Genomic DNA, 25,089 nt, shown 5'->3' on the forward strand with positions numbered 1-25,089 from the left:
GCGCTATCAATCTCTAGAGAGGCGCTCCCGCGTCGTCCAGAAATACGGCCTCAGGCCTTCTTCACGAACTCGGTGCGCAGGACCAGGCCCTTCACCTTGTCGACATTGGCCTCGATCTCTTCGGGGTCGCCGGTCAGGCGGATCTTCTTGACCACCGTGCCGCGCTTGAGCGTGACGCCGCCCGAGCCCTTGACCTTGAGGTCCTTGATCAGGGTGACGGTGTCGCCGTCGGCCAGGACATTGCCGTTGGAGTCGCGGGTTTCGTCGGACATGGAAGCCTCGTTCGGATCGGGCGCCATCGGCAAACCCACACACTAAGTACGGGCTTTCCTAAGGTTTTCCCGGCGCGGGTCAACCGGGCGTCTTCTTCCGCCCTCCGTCTGGGCGTCCCAGCGGGTGCTTGGTCTGGACGACCTGGGCCAGGTGTTCGCCGGCCACGTGGGTGTAGATCTGGGTCGTGGCGATGTCGGCGTGGCCCAGCAGGGTCTGGATGACCCGCAGGTCCGCGCCGCCCTCCAGCAAATGGGTGGCGAAGGCGTGGCGCAGGACGTGCGGGCTGACCTTGGCGCGGTCGATGCCGGCGGCGATGGCGGCGTCTTCCAGCAGTTGCGAGACGCGCCGGGCGGTCAGCCGGCCGCCAGCCCCGCGCGAGGGGAACAGCCAGGGGCTCTCCTTACTCCCCTTGGCCAGGAAGGCTGGCCGCTGGACGAGATAGGCCTTCACCGCCGTGCGGGCCGCGTCGTTGAGGGGCGCCAGCCGCTCCTTGCCGCCCTTGCCCTTGACGATCAGGTAGGCCGGATCGCGCGCCAGGGCCGTCAGCGGCAGGGCCAGCAGCTCGGAGATCCGCAGACCCGAGGCGTAGATCAGCTCGATAATGCAGGTCAGGCGCAAGCCCTGGGCCCCGTCCTTCTGGATGGCGGCGGCCAGCAGGCGCTCGATCTCCTGGCGCTCCAGCACCTTGGGCAGCGGGCGGCCGGCCTTGGGGGCGGCGACGCGGCGGGAGGGATCGTCCTGACGCCAGCCTTCGCCCAGCACGAAGCGGTAGAACTGGCGCACCGAGGAGCGGCGGCGGGCGGCGGTGGCCGGCGACAGGCCGCGCGCGCCCAGGTCCTGGAAATAGGCCTCGATGGTCTCGGCGGCGGCGTCGTCCAGGTCGTGGCCCGAGCGGGCGAGGAAGGCGCGGGCGTCTTCCAGGTCCTTGCCGTAGGCGGTCAGGGTGTTGCGGGCCGCCGCGCGCTCGACGGCCATCATCTCGAGGAAGGCGTCGACCCAGCCGGCTCCCTTCGTGCTCATCTGGCCGTGCTCATTTCACGAAGGCCAGGCCCAGGATTCCCTCGACCACGATGGCGCGGGCGTCGGCGTCCAGGCCGGCGCGGTTCAAGGCGTGGGCGATGCGGGCGCGGTCCACGGGGATCGGGCCGGTCGCGCCGGCGTCGACCGCGATCGACAGGGCCAGCAGGCCGGCCTCGCCCTTGCGCCTGGCCGCCGCGGCGTCCTCCAGAACGATGACCCGCGCCGGCGAGGCGGCGGGCTTGCCGAGGTCGAAGCCGGCGAACTGAGCGCGGGCGTCGGCGCTCAGAGCCCCGCCCAGGCTGGCCAGCAGCACGGCGGCGGCCTGGGTCTTGCCGCCGCCCGAGACGCCGCGACCGATCAGGTTGTCCAGCACCTGGGCGTCGACCTTGCCGGAAGCGGCCGCGATCAGGGCGTCGAGGATGGCCAGGTCGGCGGTCGTCGCGCCGGGAATGGTGTCGCCGGTCAGGCGGCCGCGAATGGCCTGGGCGCTGGCGACGTCGCCGGCCGCCAGGGCCGCGCGGGCCATCAGCACGGGGTCGCGCAACGGCGCGCCGGCGGCGGCCAGGGCGGCGATCGAGGCGGACGAGGCGCGCGACGCGTCCAGGAACGCGGGAAGCGTCTTGGCCTGGCGCAGAAAGGCCAGGTCCGAGGTCTCCTGCGCGGTCAGGTCGGCGCCGGGCGCGACGCCCGACAGGTCGCCGCCGGTCTTGAGCACGGCCTTGAGCGCCGGCGAGGCCGAGGCGATGGCGGCGGCCGACTGGACGTCGAGGTTCAGGCGGCGCGACAGGGCGTAGTTGACGCCGTTCTTCAGGCTGGGCGCGCCGGCCTTAAGGTTAGAGGAGGGCGCCGTCCCGGCCAGGGCCGCGCCCATCAGCCGGGCGTAGTCGAGGTCCTTGGTCTGTTGCTGGGCCAGCTGGAAGGTCAGCTGGGCGGCGTCGGTCTGGCCGGCCTTCAGCTGGCAGAAGGCCCGCAGGCGCAGCCAGTAGGCGCCGCCGCGATCGACGGTCAGGGCGTCCTGCGTGCGGCAGGCCTTGTCGTCGTCGCCGGTGATCAGGGCGGCCTCGGCCGTGGCCATCGACAGGGCGGCGCTGCCCGGCGCGCCGGTCGCGCGGTCGAGGATGGCGTTGGCGCCCTTGGCCTCGCCCAGGGCGATCAGGGCCAGGGCCCGCTGGGCGCCCATCTCGACGTCGTCGCCCACCCCGGCCGGGCCGTTGGCGCCGGTCGACAGCAGCCGCCGCGCCAGGTTGGCGAAGGCCGGCGACAGGGGCTTGGGGCCGGCCAGCTTGGGCAGCACATCGCGCATGATGTCGGGCGCGGCGTCCTTCCAGAGGTCGCCGGGCAAGCCGGTGTCGGCCACCGGGCCGGAGAAGTAGTCGGGGGCGGCCAGGCTCTTGACCTTGACCTCTTCCTGGGCGGCCGCCGGAGCGACGGCGGCCAGGGCCAGCAGCAGCGCCAGGGCGCTTCGAGAACGCATCGAAATGACCATGGACCGGTTATGACGCATGACGGGGTTCTCGCAAACTTGGCGGTTTGGCCAAGCGTCGTGTAAACCCGCGACCGCATCATGACCGAGCCCGACCAAAACCTGGAAACCACCGCCCCCCAGGCCGCCCCCGCGCCGAGGGACGACCTCGCCCCGCTGCGCGAGAAGACGATCGTGCTGGTCGGGCTGATGGGCGTGGGCAAGTCCAGCGTCGGGCGGCGGCTGGCGGGCGTCCTGGGCCTGCCGTTCCGCGACGCCGACCACGAGGTCGAGGCCGCCGCCGGCCGGTCGATCTCGGAGATCTTCGCCGAACTGGGCGAGGCCGCCTTCCGCGACGGCGAGCGCCGGGTCATCGGCCGCCTGCTGGACGAGCCGCCGCACGTGCTGGCCACCGGCGGCGGGGCCTTCGTCAATCCCGAGACCCGGGCCCTGATCAACCAGAAGGCCGTCTCGGTCTGGCTGAAGGCCGACATCGACCTCTTGGCCCGCCGCGTCTCGCGCAAGGACAACCGGCCGCTGGTCAAGGGCAAGGACCCGGTCGAGGTCCTGACCCAGCTGGCCGAGGTCCGCTATCCCGCCTACGCCGAGGCGCAGGTGCATGTTCAGACCGGCGACACGCCGCACATGGTGGCGGTCGACGCCATCCTGGCGGCCCTGCGCCAGAGCCGCGCGTAAGGAGTTCGTCCATGATCCGCACCGTTTCCGTGGGCCTGGGCGACCGCGCCTATGACGTCGTCATCGGTCCGGGCCTGATCGACCGGGCCGGCGAGCGGATCGCGCCGGTCTTGGGCAAGCGCAAGCGCGTGGCCATCGTCACCGACTCGAACGTCGGCGAGCATCACGGCGAACGCCTGGCCGTCTCGCTGGAGAAGGCCGGGATCGCCGTCGATGTGATCAGCATCCCGCCGGGCGAAGAGAGCAAGAGCTTCGAGGGCTTGGCCGACCTGTCCGACCGCCTGCTGGCCCTGGGCCTGGAGCGTGGCGACCAGATCGTGGCCTTCGGCGGCGGCGTGGTCGGCGACCTGGCCGGCTTCGCGGCGGCGATCTACAAGCGCGGCATCGACTTCGTGCAGGTGCCGACCACCCTGCTGGCCCAGGTCGACAGCTCGGTCGGCGGCAAGACCGCCATCGACACCCCGCGCGGCAAGAACCTGATCGGCGCCTTCCACCAGCCGCGCCTCGTCCTGGCCGACCTGGACGTGCTGTGCACCCTGCCCGCCCGCGAGCTGGCCTGCGGCTACGCCGAGATCGTCAAGTACGGCCTGCTGGGCGACTTCGCCTTCTTCGAATGGCTGGAGAAGAACGTCCACGCGGTGCTGGAGCGCGACGTCGACGCCCTGGTCCGCGCGGTTGGCCGCAGCGTCGAGATGAAGGCCGAGATCGTCGCCGAGGACGAGAAGGAGGCCGGCCGCCGCGCCCTGCTGAACCTGGGCCACACCTTCGGCCACGCGATCGAGGCCGAGATGGGCTTCGGCGACGCCCTCAAGCACGGCGAGGCGGTCGGCGTGGGCATGGCCCAGGCGTTCCGCTTCTCGGCCCGGCAGGGCCTGTGCCCCAGCCAGGACGCCGTCCGCGCCACCGTCGCCATCAAGGCCGCCGGCCTGCCGACCACCCTGGCCCAGGTCCGCTCCCAGCCCTTCTCGGCCGACGCCCTGGTCGCCCACTGCGGCCAGGACAAGAAGGCCGAGGGCGGCGCCCTGACCTTCGTCCTCGTGCGCGGCATCGGCGACGCCTTCGTGGCCAAGGACGTGGACCGCGCCGCGCTGAAGGCTTTCCTGATCGAGGAAGGCGCGGTTTAGCGACCAGCGCCCTCCTCCCCTCTGGGGGAGGAGGGGTGAGCGCCTAACCCCGCTTGCGCCCCTTCAGCGCCAGCGAGATCCCCGCCGCCAGGAAGTAGAAGGCCCCGAACGCGGCGTAGGGCGCGATCTCCACGGCCGCCGGCGGATGGCCGCCGCCGCCGATCGAGCGGGCGATCATGAAGACGCCGGCCAGCATCGACTGGGCGCCGCTCAGCACCATCGGCCACTGCGCGCCCACGGCGCGCCAGCGGCGGACGCCGGCGACCAGCTGCAGCAGGCCCGCGAAGCCGGCCCACACGCCGAACACGGTCAGGACCCGGCCCGGCTCCGTCAGCAACGCCAGCAGTACGGCGCCAGCGACCAGCAGGCTGACCGCCACGTTGAAGGTCTGGGGCGGATTGGCCCGGAAGCCGCCGTTCGAGCGGGCGTCCAGGGCGTTGGCCAGGGCGTCCCAGGCCGGATACGCGACCAGCAGCACGCCGGCGGCCAGCGGATTGCCCGCCCCCACCGCGACGGCGGCCAGGATCCAGGCGACGGACACGCCGGCCCGCAGGAAATAGTAGCGCTTGAGCGCGTTGGCGTCGTCGGAATGGACGGGGGCGTGGGCCATGGCGGCCTCCCTGAAGCGTTGAGCGATTTATATGCCGAGACATTATATGTCGCGACATATGATTGCCTCTAGCGACACCCCGCCGGCGAGTCCAGCCGATATTTGTCACGACATATATTTTCGCTGTAGGTAACCGTGCGACCAGGAGCCCGCCGTGTCCGACTACATCCCCACGCTCGACCAGCAGCTTTGCTTCTCGCTGTACGGCGCCAGCATGGCGATCAACCGCGCCTACAAGCCGCTGCTGGACGCCCTGGAGATCACCTATCCGCAGTACCTGGTGCTCAGCGCCCTGTGGGAGACCGACGGCCTTTCGGTCGGCGCCATCGGTGAACGGCTGGGCCTGGACTCCAGCAACGTCACGCCGCTGGTCAAGCGCATGGAGGGCGCGGGCCTGGTCAGCCGCGTCCGCAATCCCGCCGACGAGCGTCAGGTGGTGGTCAGCCTGACCGACGCCGGCCGCGACCTGCAGGTCCGTAGCACCTGCCTGGGCCAGACCCTGTTCGCCGCCGGCGGCATGAGCATCGAACAGCTGGTGCGGCTGAACAAGGACGTCCAGGCGTTCAGGGACTCGGTCGCGCGCTTTGTCAGCGACGCGCCGAAGCCTTAGGAGAGACCCATGCTGACCGCCCTCCTCGGCCTCGCCCCCGTCGTCATCGCGCTGCTGACGCTCTCGGCCCTCTTCTCGGCGGCCGAGACCTCGATGACCGGCGCCAGCCGGGCGCGGATGCACCAGCTGGAGCGCGAGGGCGATCGGCCCGCGCGGCGCGTCAACAAGCTGCTGTCCGACCAGGAGACGATGATCGGGGCCGTCCTGCTGGGCAACAACCTGATCAACATCCTGGCCTCGGCCCTGGCGACCCAGGTGCTGACCACCCTGATCCCCGGCCCCTGGGGCGTGGCCGTGGCGACGGCGGTGATGACCGTGCTCGTCCTGGTCTTCGCCGAGGTGCTGCCCAAGACCGTGGCCATCATCCGCTCGGACGACGTGGCGCGCACCCTGTCAGGCCCCACCCTGCTGGTCGTGCGCCTGTTCGGCCCGATCATCTACGCCATCCAGTGGATCGTCCGCCGCACCCTGCGCGTCTTCGGCGTCAAGCTGGACATGGCCGTCGACGTGCTGGCCGCCCACGAGGAGATCCGCGGCGCGGTCGACTACCACCACTCCGAGGGCCTGGTCGAAAGCGGCGACCGGCGGATGCTGGGCGGGGTGCTGGACCTGTCGGACATGGACGTCTCGGAGATCATGGTCCACCGCAAGTCGATGGTCCTGCTGGACGCCGGCCTGCCCGCCCGCGACCTGGTGCGGGAGGTGCTGGAAGCCCAGCACACCCGCGTGCCGGTCTATCGCGACGAGCCCGACAACATCGTCGGCGTGCTGCACGCCCGCGACCTGCTCAAGGCCCTGGCCGAGTCGCCGAACGGGGTCGAGGGCCTGGACATCGCCGCCATCCTGCGCGAGCCGTGGTTCATCCCCGACACGACGAACCTGAAGGACCAGCTCAACGCCTTCCTCAAGCGCAAGAGCCACTTCGCCCTGGTCGTCGACGAGTACGGCGCCCTGCAGGGCCTGGTGACGCTGGAGGACATCCTCGAGGAGATCGTCGGCGAGATCGACGACGAACACGACACCAGCCTGGAGGGCGTGCGCCGTCAGGCCGACGGCTCGGTCAATGTCGACGGCCACGTCACCGTGCGCGACCTGAACCGGGCCATGGACTGGCGCCTGCCCGAGGGCGAGGCCGTGACGATCGCCGGCCTGGTCATCCACGAGGCCCAGATGATCCCCGAACCCGGCCAGACCTTCATCTTCCACCGTCACCGTTTCCAGGTGTTCCGTCGACAGAGAAACCAGATCACGGCCCTGCGGATCAGCGCACCTCTGGACGACGACAACGAACTCTGAACGTTTTACGCGAAATCATACGGTCAAGGTTCTTGGGAACCAGATCGAGAAAGGCGCGTTTTCGGTCCTTACGGACCAGGGGCGGTCCGCGTGGAGGGGCGTTTGGCCAGGCTGGCTGAGACTGACATTCGCGAGGACGGCGAAGCCGATCTGCGCGCGCGTCTGATCGAGGTCGAGACCGCGCTGGCCGACGAGGTCCACAAGGCCCAGACCCTGGCCCGCGTGGGCGAAGCGGTCGCTTCCAGCACCGACATCGACGCCTGCGTCCAGGCCGTCATCGACGGGGCCCGCGAGATCAGCGGCGCCGCCTACGGGGCCTTCTTCTACAACACAGCCGATGCCGACGGGGACGCCTACACTCTGTATCGCCTGTCGGGCGCGTCGCCCGAGGCGTTCAAGAGCTTCCCGACGCCGCGCAAGACCGAGGTCTTCGCCCCGACCTTCGACGGGACGGGCGTGGTGCGCTCTGACGACATCACCCGCGATCCCCGCTACGGCCGCAACCTGCCGCACCGGGGCATGCCCCACGGCCACCTGCCGGTGCGCAGCTACCTGGCCATTCCGGTCGCCAATCGCCGGGGCGAGGTGCTGGGCGGGCTGTTCTTCGGCCACCCCGAACCCGGCAAGTTCTCGACCCGCGACGAGACCCTGCTGGTGGGCCTGGGCGCCCAGGTCGCCGCCACCATCGAGTCGATCAAGCTGAAAACCGGCGCCCTGGGCGAGCTGGCCCAGCGCCGGCGCGCCGAGGAACGCTTGAAGTTCGCCCTCGACTCCGGCCGCATGGGCTCGTGGGACCTGGACGTGGCCTCCAAGACCTACGAGGCCTCGGACCTGTGCAAGGCCAATTACGGCCGCCGGCCGGACGAGACCTTCACCTTCGCCGACCTGATCGCCACCATCCATCCCGAGGACCGCCCCCGCATCCTGGCGGCGATCGAGGCTGCGATCCGCGACGGGGCCGACTACGACGTCGAATACCGCGTGGTGCACCCGAACGGTGAGCTGCGCTGGCTGCACGCCCGCGGCCGCGCCGCCCAGACCGCCGACGACGGCGGCGTGCGCCGCCTGGCCGGGGTCTCGCTGGACATCACCGAGCGCAAGCGCGCCGAGGAACGCCAGAAGCTGCTGGTCAACGAGCTGAACCACCGGGTGAAGAACAGCCTGGCCACGGTGCAGTCGATCGCCGCCCAGACCCTGCGCTCCAACGCCTCGCCCGAATTCTTCCGCGAGGCCTTCGAGACCCGCCTGATCGCCCTGTCCCAGACCCACGACCTCCTGACCCGCGAAAGCTGGGCCGGCGCCAGTCTGCGCGAGGTGTTCGACGTCGAGTTGAACGCCATGGCCGGCGAGGACCGCGTGGGCTTCACCTACCAGACCGACGTGCGCCTCAACCCGAAGGCCGCCGTGGCCCTGGGCATGGGAATCCACGAACTGGCGACCAACGCGGTCAAGTACGGCGCCCTGTCGGGCCCCGACGGCCGTGTGGCCGTGGACTGGTCCGTCGAGGACGGCGTCCTGCGCCTGACCTGGACCGAAAGCGGCGGTCCGCCCGTCACCCCACCGGCCCGTCGCGGCTTCGGCGCCCGCCTTCTGGAGCGAGGCCTCGCGGCCGAGCTATCCGGCGGGGTCGAGCTGACCTATGATGCGACGGGACTCGTCTGCCAAATGGCGTTGCCCCTGCGCGCGCTGGAGCCCTGACACATGACTACACTCTCGTCCCTCAAGGTCCTGGTCGTCGAAGACGAGGCGCTGGTCTCGATGCTGGTCGAGGACATGCTGACCGATCTGGGCTGCGCGATCGTCGGCCCGGCGGCCGAGATCGAGGAAGCCCTGCGCCTGGCAAACTCGGCCGAGATCGACGCGGCCCTGCTGGACGTCAATCTGGGCGGCCGGCCGATCTTCCCAGTCGCCGACGCCCTGAAGGCGCGCGGCGTGCCCTTCGCCTTCGCCAGCGGCTACGGCGAGGCGGGCCTGACCGAGGACCACAGGGGCGCGACGGTGCTGCAGAAGCCCTTCCGCGAGGCCGACCTGCGCCGCGTCCTGGAAAGCCTGGTCGGCCAGACGGCCTGAGTTTGCATCTTAGATGGGCGGCGGACGTCTGAATTTCAGGCGGCCGCGAAAGCCTAGGTGAAGACCGCGCGTTGGCGTGGTCACATTACGGCGCGCAAATCCGGCCTTTTGGCGCTCAAAAGCCGGCATGTTGGCGCGACGCCGCTATCCCATGCGCAAGATTTACCCCCCAAACCCCCTTGGTTGGGACGCCAACTGCGTCGCTTCACGATCAAAATATTCCAAGATTGACGTGAGTTCGTCGATTTTGTGACTTTTTGGTAACGAACGGCGACCCACGTTGCCCAATTTCGCCACAATCCCTTCTAGCCAGCGCGAAAGCCGATAACGTCGTCATCGAGGAATGGCCCTCTTTTGCTTCCAGGCGCGCGCCGCTCACGCGCACCGGGAGCCCGTATCTTTGAGGACGACTAAAATATGGCGTTGAAACACAAGCTGCTCCTGGCAACGACGATGCTGGGTGGGCTGACGGTGTTCGCACCCTCCGTGACTCTGGCGCAAACCGCGCCGGCCGCGGACAACACCTCGGTTGAGGAAATCGTGGTCACCGGTTCGCGCATCCGTCGCGACACCTTCAACGCCCCCGTGGCCATGTCGGTGATCAGCGGCGAGCAGATCCGTGACTCGGGCAACACGTCGATCGCCGAGACGCTGCTCGACGTTCCGATGATCAACGCCAACACCAACGCCCAGAACTCGTCCAGCTCGCTGTACCTGTCCGGTCAGGCCCGCGCCGACATCCGCGGCCTGGGCGCCTCGCGCACGCTGGTTCTGATGGACGGTCGCCGCATCGTCTTCTCGGACGCCTCGTCGCCCGCCGTCGACCTGAACCTGATCCCGTCGATGATGGTCGAGCGCATCGAGACCGTCGCGGGCGGCGCTTCGGCCGTCTACGGCTCGGAAGCCATCGCCGGCGTCGTCAACGTGCTGATGAAGAAGAAGTACGACGGCTTCGAACTGGACGCCCAGTTCGGCGCCTCGCAGGAAGGCGACGGCCGTGAGCGCCGCATCTCGTTCCTGGCCGGTCACGCCTTCCTGGACGGCCGCCTGAACGTGCTGGCCGGCGGCGAGGTCTCGCACTCCGACCCCGTCTGGCAAAAGGATCGCGACTGGGCCCTGCCGGGCATCCGCCGCAACACCCTGGCCACGCCGCAGACCATCATCCCCAACAGCCGCTCGAACACCGCCCCGACGGCGACGTTCCAGCTGCTCGGCGGCGCGGTTGGCACGGCTCGCTCGGTCACCCTGGACTACCGCGACCCGACCAAGGTGGTGCGCCTGAGCGCCCCCTGCTCGACCCCGACGGTCCAGCCGACCTGTCAGGACGAAGCGCTGATCTACAGCGGCATCTACAACGCGCTGCAGGGCGAGAACAACCGCAAGACGTTCCGCACCTATATCGACTACGAAATCAACGACAACGTGAAGGCGTTCCTGGACGTCAGCTACGCCAAGGTGAAGGGCTACGGCTACTTCCAGCCGCCGTTCTCGTCGGCCGTTGGCGGCGGCACCATGCCCGTCACCCTGAAGGGCGACAACGCCTACCTGGCCGGCACGGACGCCACGGCGACGGCCCTGCGCACCGAGTGGCTGGCCGCGGGCAAGGCCCTGACCTCGACCTCGACCGCCCAGGTCGGCAAGTTCTGGGTCGAGTTCGGCGGTCGTAACGTGATCACCGACCGCGACACCACCCGTCTGGTCGCCGGCATGGAAGGCAAGTTCAACTTCCTGGACCGCAACATCCACTGGGATTGGTACGGCCAGTACGGCGAAACCGGCGGCGCGACGACCTCGCTGAACGTTCCGAACGTGGCGCGAGTCCAACAAGCCACCGACGCCGTCCTGCTGAACGGCCAGATCGTCTGCCGCGACGCCACCGCGCGCGCCAACGGCTGCCAGCCCTGGGACCTGATCCACGGGGGCTCGGCCGCCGCCATCGCCTGGACCAACGCCCAGTCGACCACCGACCAGAAGGTCAAGCAGACGGTCCTGTCGGGCAACCTGTCGACCGACCTGTTCAACCTGCCGGCCGGTCCGGTCGGCGTGGCCGCCGGCCTCGAGTACCGCAAGGAACAAAGCAGCTTCGAACAGGACGCCCTGGGCGCCTCTGGCGCGCTGTTCTTCAACGCCATCGGCGCCCGCAAGGGTAAGTACGACGTGCGTGAAGCCTATGGCGAAATTCGCGTCCCGCTGCTGAAGGACGTGATCCTGGCCGACGACCTGTCGCTCGAGTTCGCCGGCCGCGCCGCCGACTACTCGACGATCGGTCACACCAAGCAGTACGAGATGCGCGCGCTGTGGGCTCCGGTCCGCGACGTCCGCTTCCGCGCCAGCCAGGGCAGCGCCGTCCGCGCCCCGAATATCGTCGAGCTGTTCTCGCCGCAAAGCGTGAACTTCACGACGGCCGCGATCGACCCCTGCGACAAGGACGCCTACGCCGGCGCCTCGGCCACGCAGAAGGCCGCTCGTAACGCGACCTGCGCCGCCGCCATCCCGGGCTGGAACCCGGCGACCTTCGTGTCGAACATCGGTACGGGCCGCTCGTCGCTGCAACTGACCCAGGGCGGCAACCCGGAACTGGGTCCGGAAACGGCCAAGACCTACCAGCTGGGCGTCGTCATCCAGCCGCGTTGGATCCCGCGCCTGTCGGTCTCGCTGGACTTCTTCAAGTACAACATCTCGGATCAGGTCGGCACGATCCCGATCAACACCCTGTTCCAGCAGCTGTGCTATGACTCGACCCAGGCCTACGCCAGCAACCCGTTCTGCGCTCTGATCGTCCGCGATCCGACCGGCACCAACGGCGGCGGCGTGGTCGGCGGCGTGAAGACGGTCAGCCTGACCAACCAGAACGTGGCCAAGATCAAGGTCGAGGGCTGGGACGCGTCGGCCGAGTACGGCTTCAACACCGAAGACCTGTTCAAGCGCGACCTGGGCTCGCTGGCGTTCCGCGTCGACGCGACCTGGATGTACCGCTGGGCCCTGCAAGGCCTGCCGGGCCAAGCCTACACCCAACTGGCGAACAACATCTCGAACGCCACGCCGGAGTGGAAGGCCCAGGGTTCGGTGCAGTGGAGCTACAACAAGTTCTCCGCGGCCTGGACCACGCACTACATCGGCTCGATGGCCTCGACGACGGCCTTCACGCCGACCCAGCTGGACCCGTACTACACGGGCGACTACTGGAGCCACGACGTGCGCGCCAAGTACGAGATCGACGACAAGCTGCAAATCCGCGGCGGCATCCAGAATGTCACCAACGAGACGCCGCCCTACCTGCCGGAAACCCTGACGGGCACGGGCACGGGTTCGTCGAGCTACGACAACCGCGGCCGCTACTACTATGTCGGCGTGACGATGCGTTACTAGGACAGGCGCTTCCGCCGGGCCTTCGGGCCTGGCGGGACACCGTCGAAACGGAAAGGGGACGCCTCGGCGTCCCCTTTTTTGTTGTTCGATCTCGGGAGGAGCGACGCTCAGTCCAGGTCGCGGGGACCGAAAGAGTGGGGCAGCAGGGACCAGAAGGCGACCCGCTCGGTCGGCGCGCCGCCCTGCACCGAGATGATCTCGCAGGTCTGGCCGGCGAACTCGGCGATGCGCTGGCGGCAGCCGCCGCAGGGCTGGACGACGGCGTCGGTGCCGGCCGCGATCAGGACCTTGGCGATGCCGCGCGAGCCGCCGGCCGTGATCATCGCCCCGATCGCCGTCTGCTCGGCGCAGGTCCCGACCGGATAGGCGGCGTTCTCGACATTGACGCCGTAGTGGACCCGTCCCTCGTCGTCGATCACCGCCGCGGCCACCGTGAATTTCGAATAGCGCGCGTACGATCGCGACAGCAGGTCCGGCAGGATCCGCGCGGCTTCGATTTCAAGGTCGGTCGGAGAAGTGACGGCGCTCATGGCGTTCCCTGCCTCCCGGCGGGATCGCGCCGGGGACAGAGGCAATCAGCCGCAGCGACCCAAATCAAGTGAAAAAAGTAAGCGGCCTCTTACGTTTCTCCGGGCGCCGTGGCGATGATCGAAAGGGCGTGGACGGGGCCCGCCAGCTCGTCGGCCAGCACCTTCATGACCATGCGCTGGCGCATCACCCGGGCCTTGCCCGCGAAGGCCTCGGCCTCGATCCGCAGGTTGAAGTGACTTTCGCCCGAACCGCTGTGGCCGGCATGGCCGTGGTGGCGGTCGCTGTCGTCGACCAATTCCAGGCGAGAGGGCGAAAAAGCCTCGGTCAACTTGCTGCGAACGGTGTCGGCGACGGCGCCCATGATGCGACTCTTGCTTGTCAATCCTTGAACGGAAATAGCGCGAGACTACTCTAGACGCCATGAACCGGCCGTTCGAGTACCGTCCCAAATTCACCGACATCCGGGTCCGGCCGCCCAAGAAGGGCGAGGACGACCCGGTGAACGACGTCCTGGGCCTCAAGCCCGGCGAAAAGCGCTGCGATCATCCCGACTGTCGTTTGGCGGGATCGACCAAGGCGCCGAAGTCGCGCGACCTGCCAAACCAGCACTACTGGTTCTGTCAGCAGCACGCGGCCGAGTACAATAAGAACTGGAACTTCTACGCCGGCATGAGCGAGGCGCAGATTCGCGCGGCCCAGGAGGCCGAGCGGATGACCGGCGGTCGTCCGACCTGGAGCTTCAAGGCCGACGCCAATTCGCGCGAGGCCGCCGCCGCCGCCGCCCGCGACGCCCGCGCCTTCGCCGACCCGTTCGGCATCTTCCGCGCCCAGCAGCGCCGCGCCGAATCACAGCGCACGGCCGCCGAACGCAGCCTGGGCAAGCTGGAGCGGCAGGCCCTGGCCGACCTGGACCTGGAAGCCGGCGCCGACAGCGCGGCGATCAAGGCCAAGTACAAGGAGCTGCTCAAGCGCTGCCACCCCGACGCCAACGGCGGCGACCGCAGCGCCGAGCACAAGCTGCAGCGGGTCATCAAGGCCTACAAGCAGCTGCAGAAGTCGGGAATGGTGAAGTCCTGACGGCCTAGCCATCCTGGATGTCGAAGCGGGCCACCTTGCCGTCGCGCAGGTGGAAGACGTGGCCGACCGTCTTGTCCTTAAGGCCGTGCGCCTGATCCTGGCTCGGCGCGCCGTCGAGGTTGCGGATCGTCTGGATCACCTCGGCGACCACCGCCCCGTCCTCGGCGCGCTGGAAGGCCACGGGCTCGACATGCGGGCTGATCAGGCTCCATTGACGCGTCCAGTAGGCGCGGACGCCCTCGTGGCCATGGACGTGGCCGCCGTCCATCCCGTTGGCCCAGGCGACGTCGTCGGTCAGCTGGCGCAGCACCCCGTCGATGTCGCGGGCGTTGAAGCGCGCGTAGAGCCCTTCGATCACGCGGATTTCGTCGTCCATGGCGGCGCTCCTGGCCTGTCGGGTGTTGCGGAAACGGATTTACATATGCACATATGTATCTCGACGAGAACGCGCGCAAGGGGCCGGACGTGATGGAACTGGACGTACTTTCGACGCCGGGACACCTGATCAGCCTGGCGTCGCGCGGCTTCACGCGGCTGAGCGAGGCGCGGCTGAAGCCGCTGGGCTTCGGCGTCGGTCACCTGCCGGTGCTGGTCGCGCTGCGGGACGGCCAGGCCAGCACGCAGCGGGATCTCGCCCGCTTCGCCCGCACCGAGCAGCCGCCGATGGCCCAGATGCTGGCCCGCATGGAGCGCGACGGCCTGATCGCGCGCACGCCCGACCCGGCCGACGGCCGCAGCAGCCTCATCACCTTGACCCAGGCCGCCCAGGCGCGCCTGCCAGACGCCATCGACACCCTGCTTCAGGGCAATCGCGAGGTGCTGAGCGGCTTCACCGACGCGGAGACCGCGCAGCTGGTCGACCTGCTGACCCGCCTGATCGCCAACTTGGACCGGATCGCCAGCGCCGAGGGCTAGCCCCTTGCCGCACCCGGCGCGCGCACCTATAAAACATATACGAAACGTATATGCCGGAGTGTTCCGTGGGCATCGTCAATATCGAGGATGAGCTGCATGAGCAGCTGCGTCGGGCCAGCAAGGCCTCGTACCGGTCGATCAACGCTCAGGCGGCGTTCTGGATCAGGATCGGCATGCTGTGCGAGCTGAACCCGGGCCTGACCTTCCAAGAACTGGTGGCGCGCGAGCTGAAGGCGGCGGGCGTCGACGCCGTCGATCCCGCGGCTGCCCCGCCCCTGAAAGACGTTGGCCTGGCGAAGACCCCCGCATGACCATCGAGCACGAGGACCAGCTGGAGAAGCTGCGCATCGTCGGCAATCTGGTGGCCCGCACCCTGGCCGCGATGGGCGCGGCGCTGGAGCCGGGCATGACCACCAAGGAGCTGGACGATATCGGCCGCGCCCTGCTGGAAAAGGACGGCGCCCGCTCGGCCCCGGAGCTGACCTACAACTTCCCGGGCGCGACCTGCATCTCGGTCGGTCCCGACTGCGCGCACGGCATCCCTGGCGACACGGTGGTAAAGGCCGGCGACCTGATCAATATCGACGTCTCGGCCGAGCTGGACGGCTATTTCGGCGACACCGGCGCCAGTTTCGCCGTCCCGCCAATCACCAAGCGCGTCGAGCGCCTGTGCCGCGACGGCCGCCGGGCGATGTGGGCCGGCATCCGGGCCGTCAAGCCCGGCGCGCGCCTGAACGAGATCGGCCGCTCCATCGAGACCTTCGCCCAGAAGAACGGCTACAGCCTGGTCCGCAACCTGGCCAGCCACGGCGTCGGCCGCTCGCTGCATGACGAGCCGCGCGAGATCGCCACCTGGAACGAGCCGCGCGACCGCCGGCTGATCCCCGAGGGCCTGGTCTTCACCATCGAGCCGTTCCTGTCGCTGGGCGCGGACTGGGTCGAGGAGCTGGACGACGGCTGGACACTGCGCCCGCCGCGCGGTCAGCCCACGGTGCAGTACGAACACACCCTGGTCGCCACCCGGAACGGCCCGGTGGTCCTGACCCTGATCTAGCCCGTAGGTCGTTGCAGCCAGCGACGATATGATCCCCGCCTAGTCTCCACTCTTGCGGAACACGGAAGACCGGGATGGATCGTATCGAAGCGATGCGCGTGTTCGTCGCCGCGCTGGACGAGGGCAGCCTGGCGGGCGCGGGACGACGGCTGAACCGCTCGCCGGCCGCCGTCAGCCGGGCGATCGCCTTCCTGGAAGGCCATGTCGGGGTCGAGCTGCTGCATCGCACGACCCGCACCCTGCGGCTCAGCGAGGCGGGTGAGCGCTACGCCCCGGCCTGCCGCCGCATCCTGACCGACCTGGAGGAGGCCGACCTCGCCGCCATGGGCGAACGCTCGGCCCCGCGCGGGACCCTGACCCTCTCGGCCCCGCCGATCAGCGGCGAGGACATCCTGCGGCCGGTCATCGACGCCTATCTGGAGGCCTTCCCCGCCGTCTCGGTGAACCTGCTGCTGCTGGACCGCCCCGTGAACCTGGTCGAGGAAGGCGTCGACGTCGCCCTGAGGGTCGGCCACCTGCCGGACTCCGCGTTGATCGCGACGCGGATTGGCGGCGACGTGCGGCGGGTCGTGGCCGCCTCGCCCCGCTATCTGGAGACCCATCCGCGCATCGCCGAGCCCGCCGACCTGGCCAAGCACCAGATCGTCACCACCACCCATTTCGGCCACGACACCTGGGTCTTTCCGCCCGGTCCCGGCGAAGCGATCGCCCGGTCGGTGCGCTTCAAGCCGCGCCTGGTGGTCAACAGCGTGCGCGCGGCCCTGGCCTCGGCGGTCGCCGGCGTGGGGGTGACGCGGCTCTACACCTATCACGTCGCGCCCCGCGTCCTGGACGGCTCCCTGCGGATCGTGCTGCGCGACGCCGAGCCGCCGCCCCTGCCCGTCCACCTGATCACCCCCCAGGGCCGGACCTCGACCCCGAAGGTGCGGGCCTTCCTCGACTTCGCCACGCCCCGGCTGAAGGCGGCCTTCGCGGGCCTGTCGGCGGACGCCGAGGCCCTGGCGGTCGACTGAAACATTCTCTCGCCTTGCGGAAGAGTAACCGCCGCAAGGCGGCCATTCAGTTGCTTCGTGGATGAACCGACATTGACGCTCATCGGTCCAGCAAGGACCTCCGGCCGCGATCACCGGGCCGGGAACGTCATCGAGGCAAGTCATGAGCAACGCACAGAAGGTCGCCATCATCACCGGCGCGTCGCAGGGCATCGGCGCGGAACTGGTCAAGGCGTATCGGGACCGGAACTACCGCGTGGTCGCCACGTCCCGCTCCATCCAGCAGGGGACCGACCCCGACATCCTGGCCGTCGCCGGCGACATCGGCGACCCGGCCACCGCCGACCGCATCGTCGCCGAGGCCTTGGCCCGCTTCGGCCGCGTCGACACCCTGGTCAACAACGCCGGGATCTTCCTGGCCAAGCCGTTCACGACCTACACGACCGACGATTTCGCGGCCAAGGTCTCGACCAACCTGGCCGGCTTCTTCCACATCACCCAGCGCGCCGCCACGCAGATGCTGAAGCAGGGCTCGGGCCATATCGTCAGCATCACCACCAGCCTGACCGACCACGCCGTCGCCGACGTCCCCTCGATGCTGGCCAGCCTGACCAAGGGCGGGATCAATTCGGCGACCAAGTCGCTGGCCATCGAGCTGGCCGACAAGGGCGTGCGGGTGAACGCCGTCTCGCCGGGCGTGATCCGCACCCCGATGCACGCCCCCGAGACCCACGCCTTCCTGGCCGGCCTGCACCCGGTGAACCGCCTGGGCGAGATCCGCGATGTTGTCGACGCCGTGCTCTATCTGGAAGGCGCCGGCTTCGTGACGGGCGAGATCCTGCACGTCGACGGCGGCCAGAGCGCCGGTCACTAGGCTAGGGCCGAGAGGAGAACCGCCATGCCGATGGTCAATATCCAGGTCACCCGCGAAGGCTCCGCGCCGGACCGCGACGCCGTCACCGCCGACGAGAAGGCCCGGCTGATCGCCGGCGTCAGCCAGCTCCTGCTGGACGTCCTGGGCAAGCCGCTGGACTCGACCTTCGTGGTCATCCAGGAGGTCGAGTTGGAAAACTGGGGCTGGGGCGGCCTGCCCGCGCTCGAATACCGCAAGCGGCTCGCCGCCGGCGGAAAGTCATGAGGTTTCCCGGGCCGTCCCTCGCGGCGGCCCCCACCTTGAAAAGGAGGCCGGACATGGCCGCTTCCAACCGCCTGCTGGACCTGCTCGGCGTCGAGCTGCCGATCATCCAGGCCCCCATGGCCGGCGCCACGACGCCCCAGATGGCCGTCGCGGTCAGCAACGCCGGCGGCCTGGGCTCGCTGCCCAGCGCGCTCTATTCCGAAGCCGAGCTGCGCGCGGCGCTGGAGACGGTGCGCAACGGCACGTCCAAACCGATCAACGTCAATTTCTTCAGCCACGAAAACCCTCCCGAGGACACGGCCCGCCAGGCCGCCTGGCGCCGGGCCCTGGCCCCCTACTATGTCGAGGCCGGGCTGGATCCCGACGCGCCGCTGGCGGCTGGCGGCCGCGCGCCGTTCAACGCGGCCTTCGCCAGCGTGGTCGAGGACCTGCGGCCCGAGGTGGTCAGCTTCCATTTCGGCCTGCCCGCCCCGGAGCTGGTCGACCGGGTCAAGCGGACCGGGGCCAAGGTGCTGTCCTCGGCGACCACCGTGGCCGAGGCCCTGTGGCTGGAGGCGCGCGGCGTTGACGCGGTCATCGCCATGGGCGTCGAGGCCGGCGGCCATCGCGGCAACTTCCTGACGCCTAATTCCTTGGTTGGCGACATGAGCACCCAGGTCGGGACCTTGTCGCTGGTCCCCCGGATCGCCGACTCCGTCTCGGTCCCGGTGATCGCCGCGGGCGGGATCGCCGACCGACGCGGCGTCCTGGCCGCCTTCGCCCTGGGCGCGGAGGCCGTCCAGGTCGGCACCGCCTACCTGCTGACGCCCGAGGCCAGCGTCAGCGCCGTCTATCGCCAGGCCCTGGCCTCGGCCGAGGAGGCCACGGCGGTCACCAACCTGTTCACCGGCCGTCCGGCGCGCGGGATCGTCAACCGCCTGATGGCCGAGTTGGGGCCGCTGTCCGACCTGCCACCGGCCTTCCCGACCGCCGGCGGCGCGATCGCCCCGCTGCGCAAGGCGGCCGAGGCGGCGGGGCGCGGCGACTTCAGCCCGCTGTGGGCCGGCCAGGCCTTTCGCCTGGCGCGCCCGATGTCGTCCGCCGAGCTGACCCGGAGCCTGGCCGGCGTGGCGTGAACCGCTTCCAAGGTCTTCTCCGCCTTTACCTTGCGAAGCGCCCCTCGCCTGAGCCATGCTTCACCGCCGCCAGGTGAGGGACGACCTTTTCGATGACCGACAGCCAGCCGGCCAGTCCTGATCCCGCGTGGCGCGCGCCCAGCGAGCCGCCGACGCCGGTGACGCCCGTCCCGTTCGGCAAGCCGTGGAGCATCTGGTTCTGGGGCGGGGTGCTGTCGACGGCGGGCCTGGCCCTGGCCGTGGCGCCGCGCCCGGTGCTGCATCTGCTGGACGCCCATGTCGACGCCACGTCCCTGCCCTGGGTGCGGTTCGCGGGCCTTGTCCTGCTGGCCTACGCCATGGGCTATCACGTCGCCGGCTGGACCGGGCAGCGCACCTATATGCGGGCCTCGGTGGTGCTGCGGGTGTTCTCGCTGGTGGTGATCGGCGCCTTCGTACTGCTGGACTGGCTGCCCAAGGCCTGGTTGGCCGTGGGCCTGGTCGACTTCGCCGGGGCGGTGTGGACGACACTGGAGCTCAGGTGGCGGCCAAAGCCTAGGACTTGAGGGCCGGAGGCCGCTTGAGTCCTCTCTGCACGAAGAAGGCCGCCAGCCAGCAGGCCATGGCCCAGGCCGCGCCGACGCACCAGCCGGCCAGCACGTCGCTGGCCCAGTGGACGCCCAGATAGACGCGGCTGGCCCCCACCAGCAGGCTCACCAGCACCGCCGCCCCGATGGCCAGCGCCTTGACCCGCCGCTTGTCGGCGAAGCGCGCGGCCAGGACGCCCAGGGTCAGGAACACCACGGCCGACAGCATGGCGTGGCCGGACGGAAAGCTGGCGTTGACCGCCTCCACCGCCCGATAGGCCAGATCCGGCCGCTCGCGCTCGAACACCCGCTTCAGGGTCTGGCTGATGATCAGGCCGCCGCCGGCGCCCGCGACCAGCAGCAGGCCCTCGGCCCAGCGCCGCAGGGACGCCAGCAGGGCGAAGGCCAGCAGGATCAGCAGGCCCAGCACCGTCACCGACCCCAGGGCCGTGACGTCGGTCGCGGCGATGTGCAGCCACTTGGGCCCGACCAGGTCGTGCGGCAGGCCGTCGACGCGCAGGGCCCGCAGGATCGAAAGGTCCAGGGCCCGCGTCTCGCCCTCGGCCACCTCGTCGGCGATCGACAGGAAGCCCCAGCCGCCCACCGCCACGACCAGCAGGGCGAGGGTCGCGCCCAACTCACCGCGGGCGGCGCTCACAAGTCGGCGAAAGTCGATGCGGATCAAGCGGATAAGACCTTCCCGGCAATCTTCAAGTTACAATATTTCCCTTTTGAAACATGAACTTAAGCTGATCAAGGCCGTTCAGGTTCCGACCATGTCGAAAATCGTAGGTTCGACATCTGTTCAAGGAGACCTGTCATGAAACGCTTTATCACCGCCTCTCTCGCCGTCCTGATGCTGGCCGGCGGCGCGGGCGCCGCCTCGGCCCAGGACTGGCGCAAGGACCACAATAACAATGGCCGCTATGACAGCCGCGACCGCGCCTACGAGCAAGGCCGCCGCGACCAGGCGCGCGCCGAGGATCGCCATGACCGTCGCGAATATCGCCGCTGGGCCAAGGGCCAGCGTCTGGAGCAGCGCTATCGCGACAACCGCTACTATGTCAGCGACTATCGCCGCTACGGCCTGCGCCAGCCTCCGCGCGGCTATCGCTGGCAGAAGGTCGACAACCAATACCTGCTGACGGCCGTCGCCACCGGCCTGATCGCCTCGGTGATCATCGCCAACCACTAAAAAAACAGGCCTAGAGGGGGCGCTGCAGCGCGGCGCCCTCTTCCCTCCCCCTACGGGAAGGCGCTAATCCGGTGGACATGCCCGAGTTCGCCGAAACCAGCTCCGCCGCCGATCCGCTGATCACCCTGGTCCCCGACAAGTGGGTGACCCTCCGCGACGCCTTCGGCGTGGACAGCGACATGAAGGTCCAGGCCTTCTCGCACCGCGATGCCCACGTCCCGGAAATCGACACGGCCTACAAGTTCGATCCCCAGACGACCAAGGCCATCTGCGCCGGCTTCGCCAAGGATCGCCGCGTGATGGTCCAGGGCTACCACGGCACCGGCAAGTCGACCCACATCGAGCAGATCGCCGCCCGCCTGAACTGGCCGCTGGTCCGGGTGAACCTGGACAGCCACGTCAGCCGCATCGACCTCGTCGGCAAGGACGCCATCGTCCTGAAGGACGGCAAGCAAGTCACCGAGTTCCGTGAAGGCATCCTGCCCTGGGCGCTGCAGCGGCCGATCGCCCTGGTGTTCGACGAATACGACGCCGGCCGCCCGGACGTGATGTTCGTGATCCAGCGGGTGCTGGAAGCCGGCGGCAAGCTGACCCTGCTGGACCAGAACCGCGTCATCCGCGCCAATCCGTATTTCCGGCTGTTCTCGACGACCAACACCATCGGTCTGGGCGACACCACCGGCCTCTATCACGGCACCCAGCAGATCAATCAGGGTCAGATGGACCGCTGGTCGATCGTCACGACGCTGAACTACCTGGAGCACGACGTCGAAGCCGCCATCGTGCTGGCCAAGAACCCGTCGTACGACACGGCCGAGGGCAAGCGCACCCTGGCCGCCATGGTCCGCGTCGCCGACATGACCCGCAACGCCTTCATGAACGGCGACATCTCGACCGTCATGAGCCCGCGCACCGTGATCACCTGGGCCCAGAACGCCGAGATCTTCGATCACGACGTCGCCCTGGCCTTCCGCCTGACCTTCCTGAACAAGTGCGACGAACTTGAGCGCCCCACGGTGGCCGAGTTCTTCCAGCGCGCGTTCGGGACGGACCTGCCGGAAAGCGCGGCGCGGGTGAAGGTGGCCTAAGGCCCGAAGCATTTCCGACAAGACAGCGTCATCGGAACCGCCTCTACTGGCGGTCCGTTGACCTGCGACACTTTTCGGAGCCTCCCCCATGACCGACATCACCTACACCATCGTCGAGCACGACGGCGGCTGGGCCTACAAGGTGGGCGACACGTTCTCCGAGACCTTCGCCAGCCACGACGCGGCCCTGGCGGCCGCCAAGCGCGCGGCCGGCGAGCAGACCGTGCCGGGCGACGATGTCGGCATCACCTACGAGGACAAGAACGCCGTCTGGCACGGCGAAGTGGCCGACGGCGACGACCGTCCGACCACCCACGTCCGCGACGCCAAATAGCCGCCATCCTCCCCGTTTTCTGACGCCTTTTTCGGCGCCCGAGGGTGCGATGTGGCCCGGCGGCCACGTTGCACAGCTTTCCGGGAAAAACGGGGAACGCGGGCCCAAAGCCAGGCTTTGATACGGTGTGGGCCGGCGCGGACCGGCCCTTATCGAGGAGCCCCAATCCATGGCCGGCAAGCCGTTGAAGATCGTGCCGCCCGTCTCGAGCGTGGCGGAAGTCTATGACCTGGGGCGCGGCCCCGAGACCACCGCTCAGCGCGTGAAACGCCTGCAGAACGAAGCCCGTCTGCTGGCCCGCGAGGAGATCGAGCGTCTGGACCGCGACCTTCGCAAGCTGGCCGATCAGGCCAGGAGCATCGCCGACGGCGGCGAGGCCTATCCGGCCGGCGTCCGCGACCTGGCGGGCCGCATCTCGGTCGACACGGCTCAGCGCGCCGAGATTCTGCGCGCCCTGCTGGAACGCTCGCACTGACGCCCAGGCCGCTCATTCCCGTCTTGGCGGAATGAGCGGATCCGGGTCTTTCAAAAAATTCCTCAGCCGCCGGCGTTGGCCATCTTGCGCAGCCGGCGGGCCAAGTCCTCGGGCCGCTCGGCGATCTGGTCGAACAGGGACTGGACCTCGGCCTCGCCGAACCCCGCCGCGCGCAGGGTGCGCCAGGCGCCGGCCAGCACCGCCTCGGCGATGTCCAGGCGGTCGTCGGGCATGGCCAGCCCGGAACCCAACGAGTCCTGGCCGAACGGATTCTGACAGACGGAATAGCGAGCGGCGAGCGACATGACGGCCTCCTACGGTCGTCGGTAATGTTCCCCTTTTGTTCTCTTCGCGCAAGAGGCTTGCGTCCCCGTTTCGGGCTCGGTTCCGGCGCGGAGTCTGGCAGGCACGAAAAACCCCGAGGTCGGGGGGGACCTCGGGGCTCGAAGCATCGCCGGGGCGGACGACGCGACATTTGGTCGCCGGCTCACAACGGCGACCAAATTTCAGGATGTCAGCGGCAGACGGTCCGCTCGCGATAGACGCCGTTCCAACGGTCGTAGTCGCGGGTCGTCCAGCACTCGCGGTCGTCGTAGTAGGGGCGCGGGGCGTAGCCGTAGCCATAGCCGTAACGCGGCGGGGGCGGCGGCGGGGCGTAGCGGCGGCCGTAGTAGCGATCGTCATAGCGGTCGTTGCGGTTGCCGTCCGAGATCGCCGCGCCGACAGCCAGGCCAACGATTCCGGCCGCGATGGCGGCCGTGGCGACGTCACCGCCGCGGTCCCGATGGTGGCGGTAATAGCGCGGATCGGCCGAAGCGGCGGTGGCGGTCACCAGCGACAGGGCGGCGACACCGGCGGCGACCCGACCGATCGTGCTCATCATCTTGTTGGCCATGAAAGCCTCCGTGGGTCTTCGCTTCCCGGCGCCCTTCGCGTCGTCTCAAGCGTCACGGAGGACAATCGGACGGCGCGCCTGAACGGTGCCTGAACGAGTCATTCAACGGAATACAGAACCGGTTTGTTCACCTTTTCGCGTCAGGGTGATCGAACCGAGGGCCCCGACGCGGCCTTCGCGCCTACGGAGACCGCCATGTCCAATACCGTGTCGTACGCCCAAGGCCAGGCCTTGCAGGTCCTGTCGTTCGAGGTCGGTGCCCAAACCTATTGCGTCCCCGTCAGCGCCGTCCGGGAAATCCGCGGTGTCACGCCGCCCACCCCGCTGCCCGACGCGCCGCCCTTCGTGCGCGGCGTCATCAACCTGCGCGGCCAGGTCATGCCGGTCATCGATCTGTCGTGGCGCCTCGGCAAGGGCGCGGCGCAGGACGGCCCGCGCCAGGTGATCATCGTGGTCGAGAACCAGACCGACGTCGCCGGCCTGCTGGTCGACGCCGTCTGCGACAGCTTCACCGTCGAGGCCGAGCAGATCAATCCGCCCCCCGCCCTGGGCGACGGCGAGGACTCGCCGCTGGTCTCGGCCGTGATCACCGCCGGCGAAGGCGACATGACGGTCCTGCTGGCCGTCAGCCGCATCCTGCCGGAACGCCAGGAAGCCCTGGCCGCCTAATTTGGGGGCGGCCTAAGGCCGCCTAGCTCGGCATCCCGTCGAACTGGGGCAGGTCCAGCGGCCTGGCCCAGTGAAGTCGACGACGATCGAACATCTCCAACTTGGGCTCGATCAGGTCGGGCTGGTCCAGGCTGCCCAGTTGCACGAACACCGTGCCGGGGAAGCTGTCCAGATTGCTGGTGAAGATCCGCGAGCCGCACTCCGGACAGAAGTTGCGGTCCAGCCCCGCGCCGGAATTGGCGATGTAGTGGAACGCCTTGGGCGCGCCGCTCAACAGCTCAAAATCATCGGCCGGCACGGCGAAGAAGGTGGCCATCTCGCCGCCCGACGCGCGCTTGCAGTCGTTGCAGTGGCAGTTGGCGACGAATGACGGGTCGGTGTCGAACGCGAACTTCACGGCGCCGCAGGCGCACTGGGCCGTATACTTCTTGGGCATGATCCGGTCCTTTCGACGTGACGAAAGCCGGCGAAGGGCGCCGCCCGACCCGGCGGCCCAGAATTACACGCTCCCGCTC

At 69.1% G+C, this 25,089-nt stretch carries 32 protein-coding genes; 21 read left to right on the forward strand and 11 right to left on the reverse strand.

All coding sequences use genetic code 11. From position 1 onward, the window contains the following. Window positions 1-50: 50 nt before the first annotated feature. The 3 genes from K8940_RS18640 to K8940_RS18650 form a co-directional block, all read right to left on the reverse strand. Window positions 51-272 carry an alkylphosphonate utilization protein gene (locus K8940_RS18640; protein ID WP_223391559.1) on the reverse strand — a complete coding sequence of 74 codons (222 nt, stop codon included), beginning with the start codon at window positions 270-272 and terminating at the stop codon, window positions 51-53. A gap of 79 nt (window positions 273-351) precedes the next feature. Continuing rightward, window positions 352-1,293, reverse strand: a complete 942-nt coding sequence (locus K8940_RS18645; protein WP_223391560.1) for a site-specific tyrosine recombinase XerD — start codon at window positions 1,291-1,293, stop codon at window positions 352-354. A gap of 10 nt (window positions 1,294-1,303) precedes the next feature. After that, window positions 1,304-2,797, reverse strand: a complete 1,494-nt coding sequence (locus K8940_RS18650) for a hypothetical protein (RefSeq protein ID WP_223391561.1) — start codon at window positions 2,795-2,797, stop codon at window positions 1,304-1,306. A gap of 60 nt (window positions 2,798-2,857) precedes the next feature. Between K8940_RS18650 and K8940_RS18655 the strand changes: the two genes are divergently transcribed. Both K8940_RS18655 and aroB read left to right on the forward strand, forming a co-directional pair. After that, entirely contained in the window at window positions 2,858-3,451 is a 594-nt protein-coding gene (locus K8940_RS18655; RefSeq protein WP_223391562.1) for a shikimate kinase, read from the forward strand. 11 nt (window positions 3,452-3,462) lie between these two features. Then, window positions 3,463-4,575, forward strand: coding sequence for a 3-dehydroquinate synthase (gene aroB, locus K8940_RS18660; RefSeq protein ID WP_223391563.1), 1,113 nt, complete (start codon window positions 3,463-3,465; stop codon window positions 4,573-4,575). A 43-nt stretch (window positions 4,576-4,618) separates the two neighbouring features. Here the strand turns inward: aroB and K8940_RS18665 are convergent, their stop codons facing one another. Beyond that, the gene (locus K8940_RS18665) at window positions 4,619-5,185 is read right to left on the reverse strand and encodes a DUF308 domain-containing protein (RefSeq protein WP_223391564.1); all 567 of its coding nucleotides are present in this window, start codon (window positions 5,183-5,185) and stop codon (window positions 4,619-4,621) included. 154 nt (window positions 5,186-5,339) lie between these two features. Between K8940_RS18665 and K8940_RS18670 the strand changes: the two genes are divergently transcribed. From K8940_RS18670 to K8940_RS18690, 5 genes are all read left to right on the forward strand, one after another. Further along, window positions 5,340-5,795, forward strand: a complete 456-nt coding sequence (locus tag K8940_RS18670) for a MarR family winged helix-turn-helix transcriptional regulator (RefSeq protein ID WP_223391565.1) — start codon at window positions 5,340-5,342, stop codon at window positions 5,793-5,795. Window positions 5,796-5,804: 9 nt separating this feature from the next. Continuing rightward, window positions 5,805-7,091, forward strand: coding sequence for an HlyC/CorC family transporter (locus K8940_RS18675; RefSeq protein WP_223391566.1), 1,287 nt, complete (start codon window positions 5,805-5,807; stop codon window positions 7,089-7,091). Window positions 7,092-7,193: 102 nt separating this feature from the next. Then, window positions 7,194-8,789: a sensor histidine kinase gene (locus tag K8940_RS18680; protein WP_223391567.1), complete on the forward strand. Its 1,596-nt coding sequence runs from the start codon at window positions 7,194-7,196 to the stop codon at window positions 8,787-8,789. A 3-nt stretch (window positions 8,790-8,792) separates the two neighbouring features. Then, entirely contained in the window at window positions 8,793-9,161 is a 369-nt protein-coding gene (locus K8940_RS18685) for a response regulator (RefSeq protein WP_223391568.1), read from the forward strand. A gap of 417 nt (window positions 9,162-9,578) precedes the next feature. Continuing rightward, window positions 9,579-12,530, forward strand: coding sequence for a TonB-dependent receptor plug domain-containing protein (locus tag K8940_RS18690; RefSeq protein WP_223391569.1), 2,952 nt, complete (start codon window positions 9,579-9,581; stop codon window positions 12,528-12,530). A gap of 107 nt (window positions 12,531-12,637) precedes the next feature. Here the strand turns inward: K8940_RS18690 and cdd are convergent, their stop codons facing one another. Both cdd and K8940_RS18700 read right to left on the reverse strand, forming a co-directional pair. Further along, window positions 12,638-13,060 carry a cytidine deaminase gene (gene cdd / locus K8940_RS18695; RefSeq protein WP_223391570.1) on the reverse strand — a complete coding sequence of 141 codons (423 nt, stop codon included), beginning with the start codon at window positions 13,058-13,060 and terminating at the stop codon, window positions 12,638-12,640. Between the two features lie 89 nt (window positions 13,061-13,149). Further along, entirely contained in the window at window positions 13,150-13,425 is a 276-nt protein-coding gene (locus K8940_RS18700) for a BolA family protein (RefSeq protein WP_223395900.1), read from the reverse strand. 56 nt (window positions 13,426-13,481) lie between these two features. Between K8940_RS18700 and K8940_RS18705 the strand changes: the two genes are divergently transcribed. Continuing rightward, the gene (locus K8940_RS18705; RefSeq protein WP_223391571.1) at window positions 13,482-14,138 is read left to right on the forward strand and encodes a J domain-containing protein; all 657 of its coding nucleotides are present in this window, start codon (window positions 13,482-13,484) and stop codon (window positions 14,136-14,138) included. Window positions 14,139-14,142: 4 nt separating this feature from the next. On the opposite strand, the gene K8940_RS18710 is transcribed toward K8940_RS18705, so the two are convergent. After that, a complete protein-coding gene (locus tag K8940_RS18710; protein ID WP_223391572.1) occupies window positions 14,143-14,514 on the reverse strand; it encodes a nuclear transport factor 2 family protein in 372 nt (123 codons plus the stop codon). Between the two features lie 53 nt (window positions 14,515-14,567). On the opposite strand from K8940_RS18710, the gene K8940_RS18715 reads away from it, so the two are divergent. The 8 genes from K8940_RS18715 to K8940_RS18750 all read left to right on the forward strand — a co-directional run bounded on the left by K8940_RS18715 (window position 14,568) and on the right by K8940_RS18750 (window position 19,897). Continuing rightward, on the forward strand, window positions 14,568-15,053 hold the full coding sequence (locus K8940_RS18715) for a MarR family winged helix-turn-helix transcriptional regulator (protein WP_223391573.1): 486 nt from the start codon (window positions 14,568-14,570) through the stop codon (window positions 15,051-15,053). Between the two features lie 65 nt (window positions 15,054-15,118). After that, complete coding sequence (locus tag K8940_RS18720) at window positions 15,119-15,364, forward strand: ParD-like family protein (RefSeq protein WP_223391574.1); 246 nt, start codon at window positions 15,119-15,121, stop codon at window positions 15,362-15,364. Continuing rightward, the gene (gene map / locus K8940_RS18725; RefSeq protein ID WP_223391575.1) at window positions 15,361-16,107 is read left to right on the forward strand and encodes a type I methionyl aminopeptidase; all 747 of its coding nucleotides are present in this window, start codon (window positions 15,361-15,363) and stop codon (window positions 16,105-16,107) included. Before K8940_RS18720 ends, map begins: the two co-directional genes overlap by 4 nt. Before the next feature lie 74 nt (window positions 16,108-16,181). Continuing rightward, window positions 16,182-17,120 (forward strand): LysR family transcriptional regulator, encoded by a 939-nt coding sequence (locus K8940_RS18730; protein WP_223391576.1) that lies wholly within the window; start codon window positions 16,182-16,184, stop codon window positions 17,118-17,120. A gap of 142 nt (window positions 17,121-17,262) precedes the next feature. Beyond that, window positions 17,263-17,973: an SDR family NAD(P)-dependent oxidoreductase gene (locus tag K8940_RS18735; protein WP_223391577.1), complete on the forward strand. Its 711-nt coding sequence runs from the start codon at window positions 17,263-17,265 to the stop codon at window positions 17,971-17,973. Window positions 17,974-17,997: 24 nt separating this feature from the next. Then, window positions 17,998-18,237, forward strand: coding sequence for a tautomerase family protein (locus tag K8940_RS18740; protein ID WP_223391578.1), 240 nt, complete (start codon window positions 17,998-18,000; stop codon window positions 18,235-18,237). A gap of 53 nt (window positions 18,238-18,290) precedes the next feature. Then, window positions 18,291-19,352: an NAD(P)H-dependent flavin oxidoreductase gene (locus K8940_RS18745; RefSeq protein ID WP_223391579.1), complete on the forward strand. Its 1,062-nt coding sequence runs from the start codon at window positions 18,291-18,293 to the stop codon at window positions 19,350-19,352. Window positions 19,353-19,444: 92 nt separating this feature from the next. Next, entirely contained in the window at window positions 19,445-19,897 is a 453-nt protein-coding gene (locus K8940_RS18750; protein ID WP_223391580.1) for a hypothetical protein, read from the forward strand. Here K8940_RS18750 and K8940_RS18755 read toward each other — a convergent pair. Then, window positions 19,887-20,603, reverse strand: a complete 717-nt coding sequence (locus K8940_RS18755) for a phosphatase PAP2 family protein (RefSeq protein WP_223391581.1) — start codon at window positions 20,601-20,603, stop codon at window positions 19,887-19,889. The two genes, K8940_RS18750 and K8940_RS18755, sit on opposite strands and share 11 nt — an antisense overlap. Before the next feature lie 135 nt (window positions 20,604-20,738). On the opposite strand from K8940_RS18755, the gene K8940_RS18760 reads away from it, so the two are divergent. The 4 genes from K8940_RS18760 (at window position 20,739) to K8940_RS18775 (ending at window position 23,010) form a co-directional block, all read left to right on the forward strand. Beyond that, window positions 20,739-21,113, forward strand: coding sequence for an RcnB family protein (locus tag K8940_RS18760; RefSeq protein WP_223391582.1), 375 nt, complete (start codon window positions 20,739-20,741; stop codon window positions 21,111-21,113). Window positions 21,114-21,190: 77 nt separating this feature from the next. Further along, on the forward strand, window positions 21,191-22,201 hold the full coding sequence (gene cobS, locus K8940_RS18765; protein ID WP_223391583.1) for a cobaltochelatase subunit CobS: 1,011 nt from the start codon (window positions 21,191-21,193) through the stop codon (window positions 22,199-22,201). An 88-nt stretch (window positions 22,202-22,289) separates the two neighbouring features. Continuing rightward, window positions 22,290-22,535, forward strand: coding sequence for a DUF2188 domain-containing protein (locus K8940_RS18770; protein WP_223391584.1), 246 nt, complete (start codon window positions 22,290-22,292; stop codon window positions 22,533-22,535). 169 nt (window positions 22,536-22,704) lie between these two features. Next, window positions 22,705-23,010, forward strand: coding sequence for a hypothetical protein (locus K8940_RS18775; RefSeq protein ID WP_223391585.1), 306 nt, complete (start codon window positions 22,705-22,707; stop codon window positions 23,008-23,010). A gap of 62 nt (window positions 23,011-23,072) precedes the next feature. On the opposite strand, the gene K8940_RS18780 is transcribed toward K8940_RS18775, so the two are convergent. After that, a complete protein-coding gene (locus K8940_RS18780) occupies window positions 23,073-23,315 on the reverse strand; it encodes a hypothetical protein (RefSeq protein WP_223391586.1) in 243 nt (80 codons plus the stop codon). A gap of 209 nt (window positions 23,316-23,524) precedes the next feature. Beyond that, entirely contained in the window at window positions 23,525-23,905 is a 381-nt protein-coding gene (locus K8940_RS18785; RefSeq protein WP_223391587.1) for a hypothetical protein, read from the reverse strand. Window positions 23,906-24,100: 195 nt separating this feature from the next. Between K8940_RS18785 and K8940_RS18790 the strand changes: the two genes are divergently transcribed. Further along, window positions 24,101-24,574: a chemotaxis protein CheW gene (locus K8940_RS18790; RefSeq protein WP_223391588.1), complete on the forward strand. Its 474-nt coding sequence runs from the start codon at window positions 24,101-24,103 to the stop codon at window positions 24,572-24,574. 22 nt (window positions 24,575-24,596) lie between these two features. Here K8940_RS18790 and K8940_RS18795 read toward each other — a convergent pair whose 3' ends face one another. Further along, a complete protein-coding gene (locus tag K8940_RS18795; RefSeq protein WP_223391589.1) occupies window positions 24,597-25,010 on the reverse strand; it encodes a GFA family protein in 414 nt (137 codons plus the stop codon). Window positions 25,011-25,089: the final 79 nt, after the last annotated feature.

The sequence above is a fragment of the Caulobacter segnis genome (assembly GCF_019931575.1).
Classification (GTDB): Bacteria; Pseudomonadota; Alphaproteobacteria; order Caulobacterales; family Caulobacteraceae; genus Caulobacter; species Caulobacter segnis_C.

What these genes read in the sequence shown, in the direction of transcription:
- K8940_RS18735 (WP_223391577.1), top strand. Translation starts at nt 17,263, where the DNA reads ATGAGCAACGCACAGAAGGTCGCCATCATCACCGGCGCGTCGCAGGGC.
- K8940_RS18785 (WP_223391587.1), bottom strand. Translation starts at nt 23,905, where the DNA reads ATGGCCAACAAGATGATGAGCACGATCGGTCGGGTCGCCGCCGGTGTC.
- K8940_RS18675 (WP_223391566.1), top strand. Translation starts at nt 5,805, where the DNA reads ATGCTGACCGCCCTCCTCGGCCTCGCCCCCGTCGTCATCGCGCTGCTG.
- K8940_RS18790 (WP_223391588.1), top strand. Translation starts at nt 24,101, where the DNA reads ATGTCCAATACCGTGTCGTACGCCCAAGGCCAGGCCTTGCAGGTCCTG.
- aroB (WP_223391563.1), top strand. Translation starts at nt 3,463, where the DNA reads ATGATCCGCACCGTTTCCGTGGGCCTGGGCGACCGCGCCTATGACGTC.
- K8940_RS18655 (WP_223391562.1), top strand. Translation starts at nt 2,858, where the DNA reads ATGACCGAGCCCGACCAAAACCTGGAAACCACCGCCCCCCAGGCCGCC.
- K8940_RS18710 (WP_223391572.1), bottom strand. Translation starts at nt 14,514, where the DNA reads ATGGACGACGAAATCCGCGTGATCGAAGGGCTCTACGCGCGCTTCAAC.
- K8940_RS18730 (WP_223391576.1), top strand. Translation starts at nt 16,182, where the DNA reads ATGGATCGTATCGAAGCGATGCGCGTGTTCGTCGCCGCGCTGGACGAG.
- K8940_RS18775 (WP_223391585.1), top strand. Translation starts at nt 22,705, where the DNA reads ATGGCCGGCAAGCCGTTGAAGATCGTGCCGCCCGTCTCGAGCGTGGCG.
- map (WP_223391575.1), top strand. Translation starts at nt 15,361, where the DNA reads ATGACCATCGAGCACGAGGACCAGCTGGAGAAGCTGCGCATCGTCGGC.
- cobS (WP_223391583.1), top strand. Translation starts at nt 21,191, where the DNA reads ATGCCCGAGTTCGCCGAAACCAGCTCCGCCGCCGATCCGCTGATCACC.
- cdd (WP_223391570.1), bottom strand. Translation starts at nt 13,060, where the DNA reads ATGAGCGCCGTCACTTCTCCGACCGACCTTGAAATCGAAGCCGCGCGG.
- K8940_RS18715 (WP_223391573.1), top strand. Translation starts at nt 14,568, where the DNA reads ATGTATCTCGACGAGAACGCGCGCAAGGGGCCGGACGTGATGGAACTG.
- K8940_RS18780 (WP_223391586.1), bottom strand. Translation starts at nt 23,315, where the DNA reads ATGTCGCTCGCCGCTCGCTATTCCGTCTGTCAGAATCCGTTCGGCCAG.
- K8940_RS18690 (WP_223391569.1), top strand. Translation starts at nt 9,579, where the DNA reads ATGGCGTTGAAACACAAGCTGCTCCTGGCAACGACGATGCTGGGTGGG.
- K8940_RS18640 (WP_223391559.1), bottom strand. Translation starts at nt 272, where the DNA reads ATGTCCGACGAAACCCGCGACTCCAACGGCAATGTCCTGGCCGACGGC.
- K8940_RS18665 (WP_223391564.1), bottom strand. Translation starts at nt 5,185, where the DNA reads ATGGCCCACGCCCCCGTCCATTCCGACGACGCCAACGCGCTCAAGCGC.
- K8940_RS18795 (WP_223391589.1), bottom strand. Translation starts at nt 25,010, where the DNA reads ATGCCCAAGAAGTATACGGCCCAGTGCGCCTGCGGCGCCGTGAAGTTC.
- K8940_RS18705 (WP_223391571.1), top strand. Translation starts at nt 13,482, where the DNA reads ATGAACCGGCCGTTCGAGTACCGTCCCAAATTCACCGACATCCGGGTC.
- K8940_RS18750 (WP_223391580.1), top strand. Translation starts at nt 19,445, where the DNA reads ATGACCGACAGCCAGCCGGCCAGTCCTGATCCCGCGTGGCGCGCGCCC.
- K8940_RS18685 (WP_223391568.1), top strand. Translation starts at nt 8,793, where the DNA reads ATGACTACACTCTCGTCCCTCAAGGTCCTGGTCGTCGAAGACGAGGCG.
- K8940_RS18760 (WP_223391582.1), top strand. Translation starts at nt 20,739, where the DNA reads ATGAAACGCTTTATCACCGCCTCTCTCGCCGTCCTGATGCTGGCCGGC.
- K8940_RS18770 (WP_223391584.1), top strand. Translation starts at nt 22,290, where the DNA reads ATGACCGACATCACCTACACCATCGTCGAGCACGACGGCGGCTGGGCC.
- K8940_RS18745 (WP_223391579.1), top strand. Translation starts at nt 18,291, where the DNA reads ATGGCCGCTTCCAACCGCCTGCTGGACCTGCTCGGCGTCGAGCTGCCG.
- K8940_RS18645 (WP_223391560.1), bottom strand. Translation starts at nt 1,293, where the DNA reads ATGAGCACGAAGGGAGCCGGCTGGGTCGACGCCTTCCTCGAGATGATG.
- K8940_RS18740 (WP_223391578.1), top strand. Translation starts at nt 17,998, where the DNA reads ATGCCGATGGTCAATATCCAGGTCACCCGCGAAGGCTCCGCGCCGGAC.
- K8940_RS18650 (WP_223391561.1), bottom strand. Translation starts at nt 2,797, where the DNA reads ATGCGTCATAACCGGTCCATGGTCATTTCGATGCGTTCTCGAAGCGCC.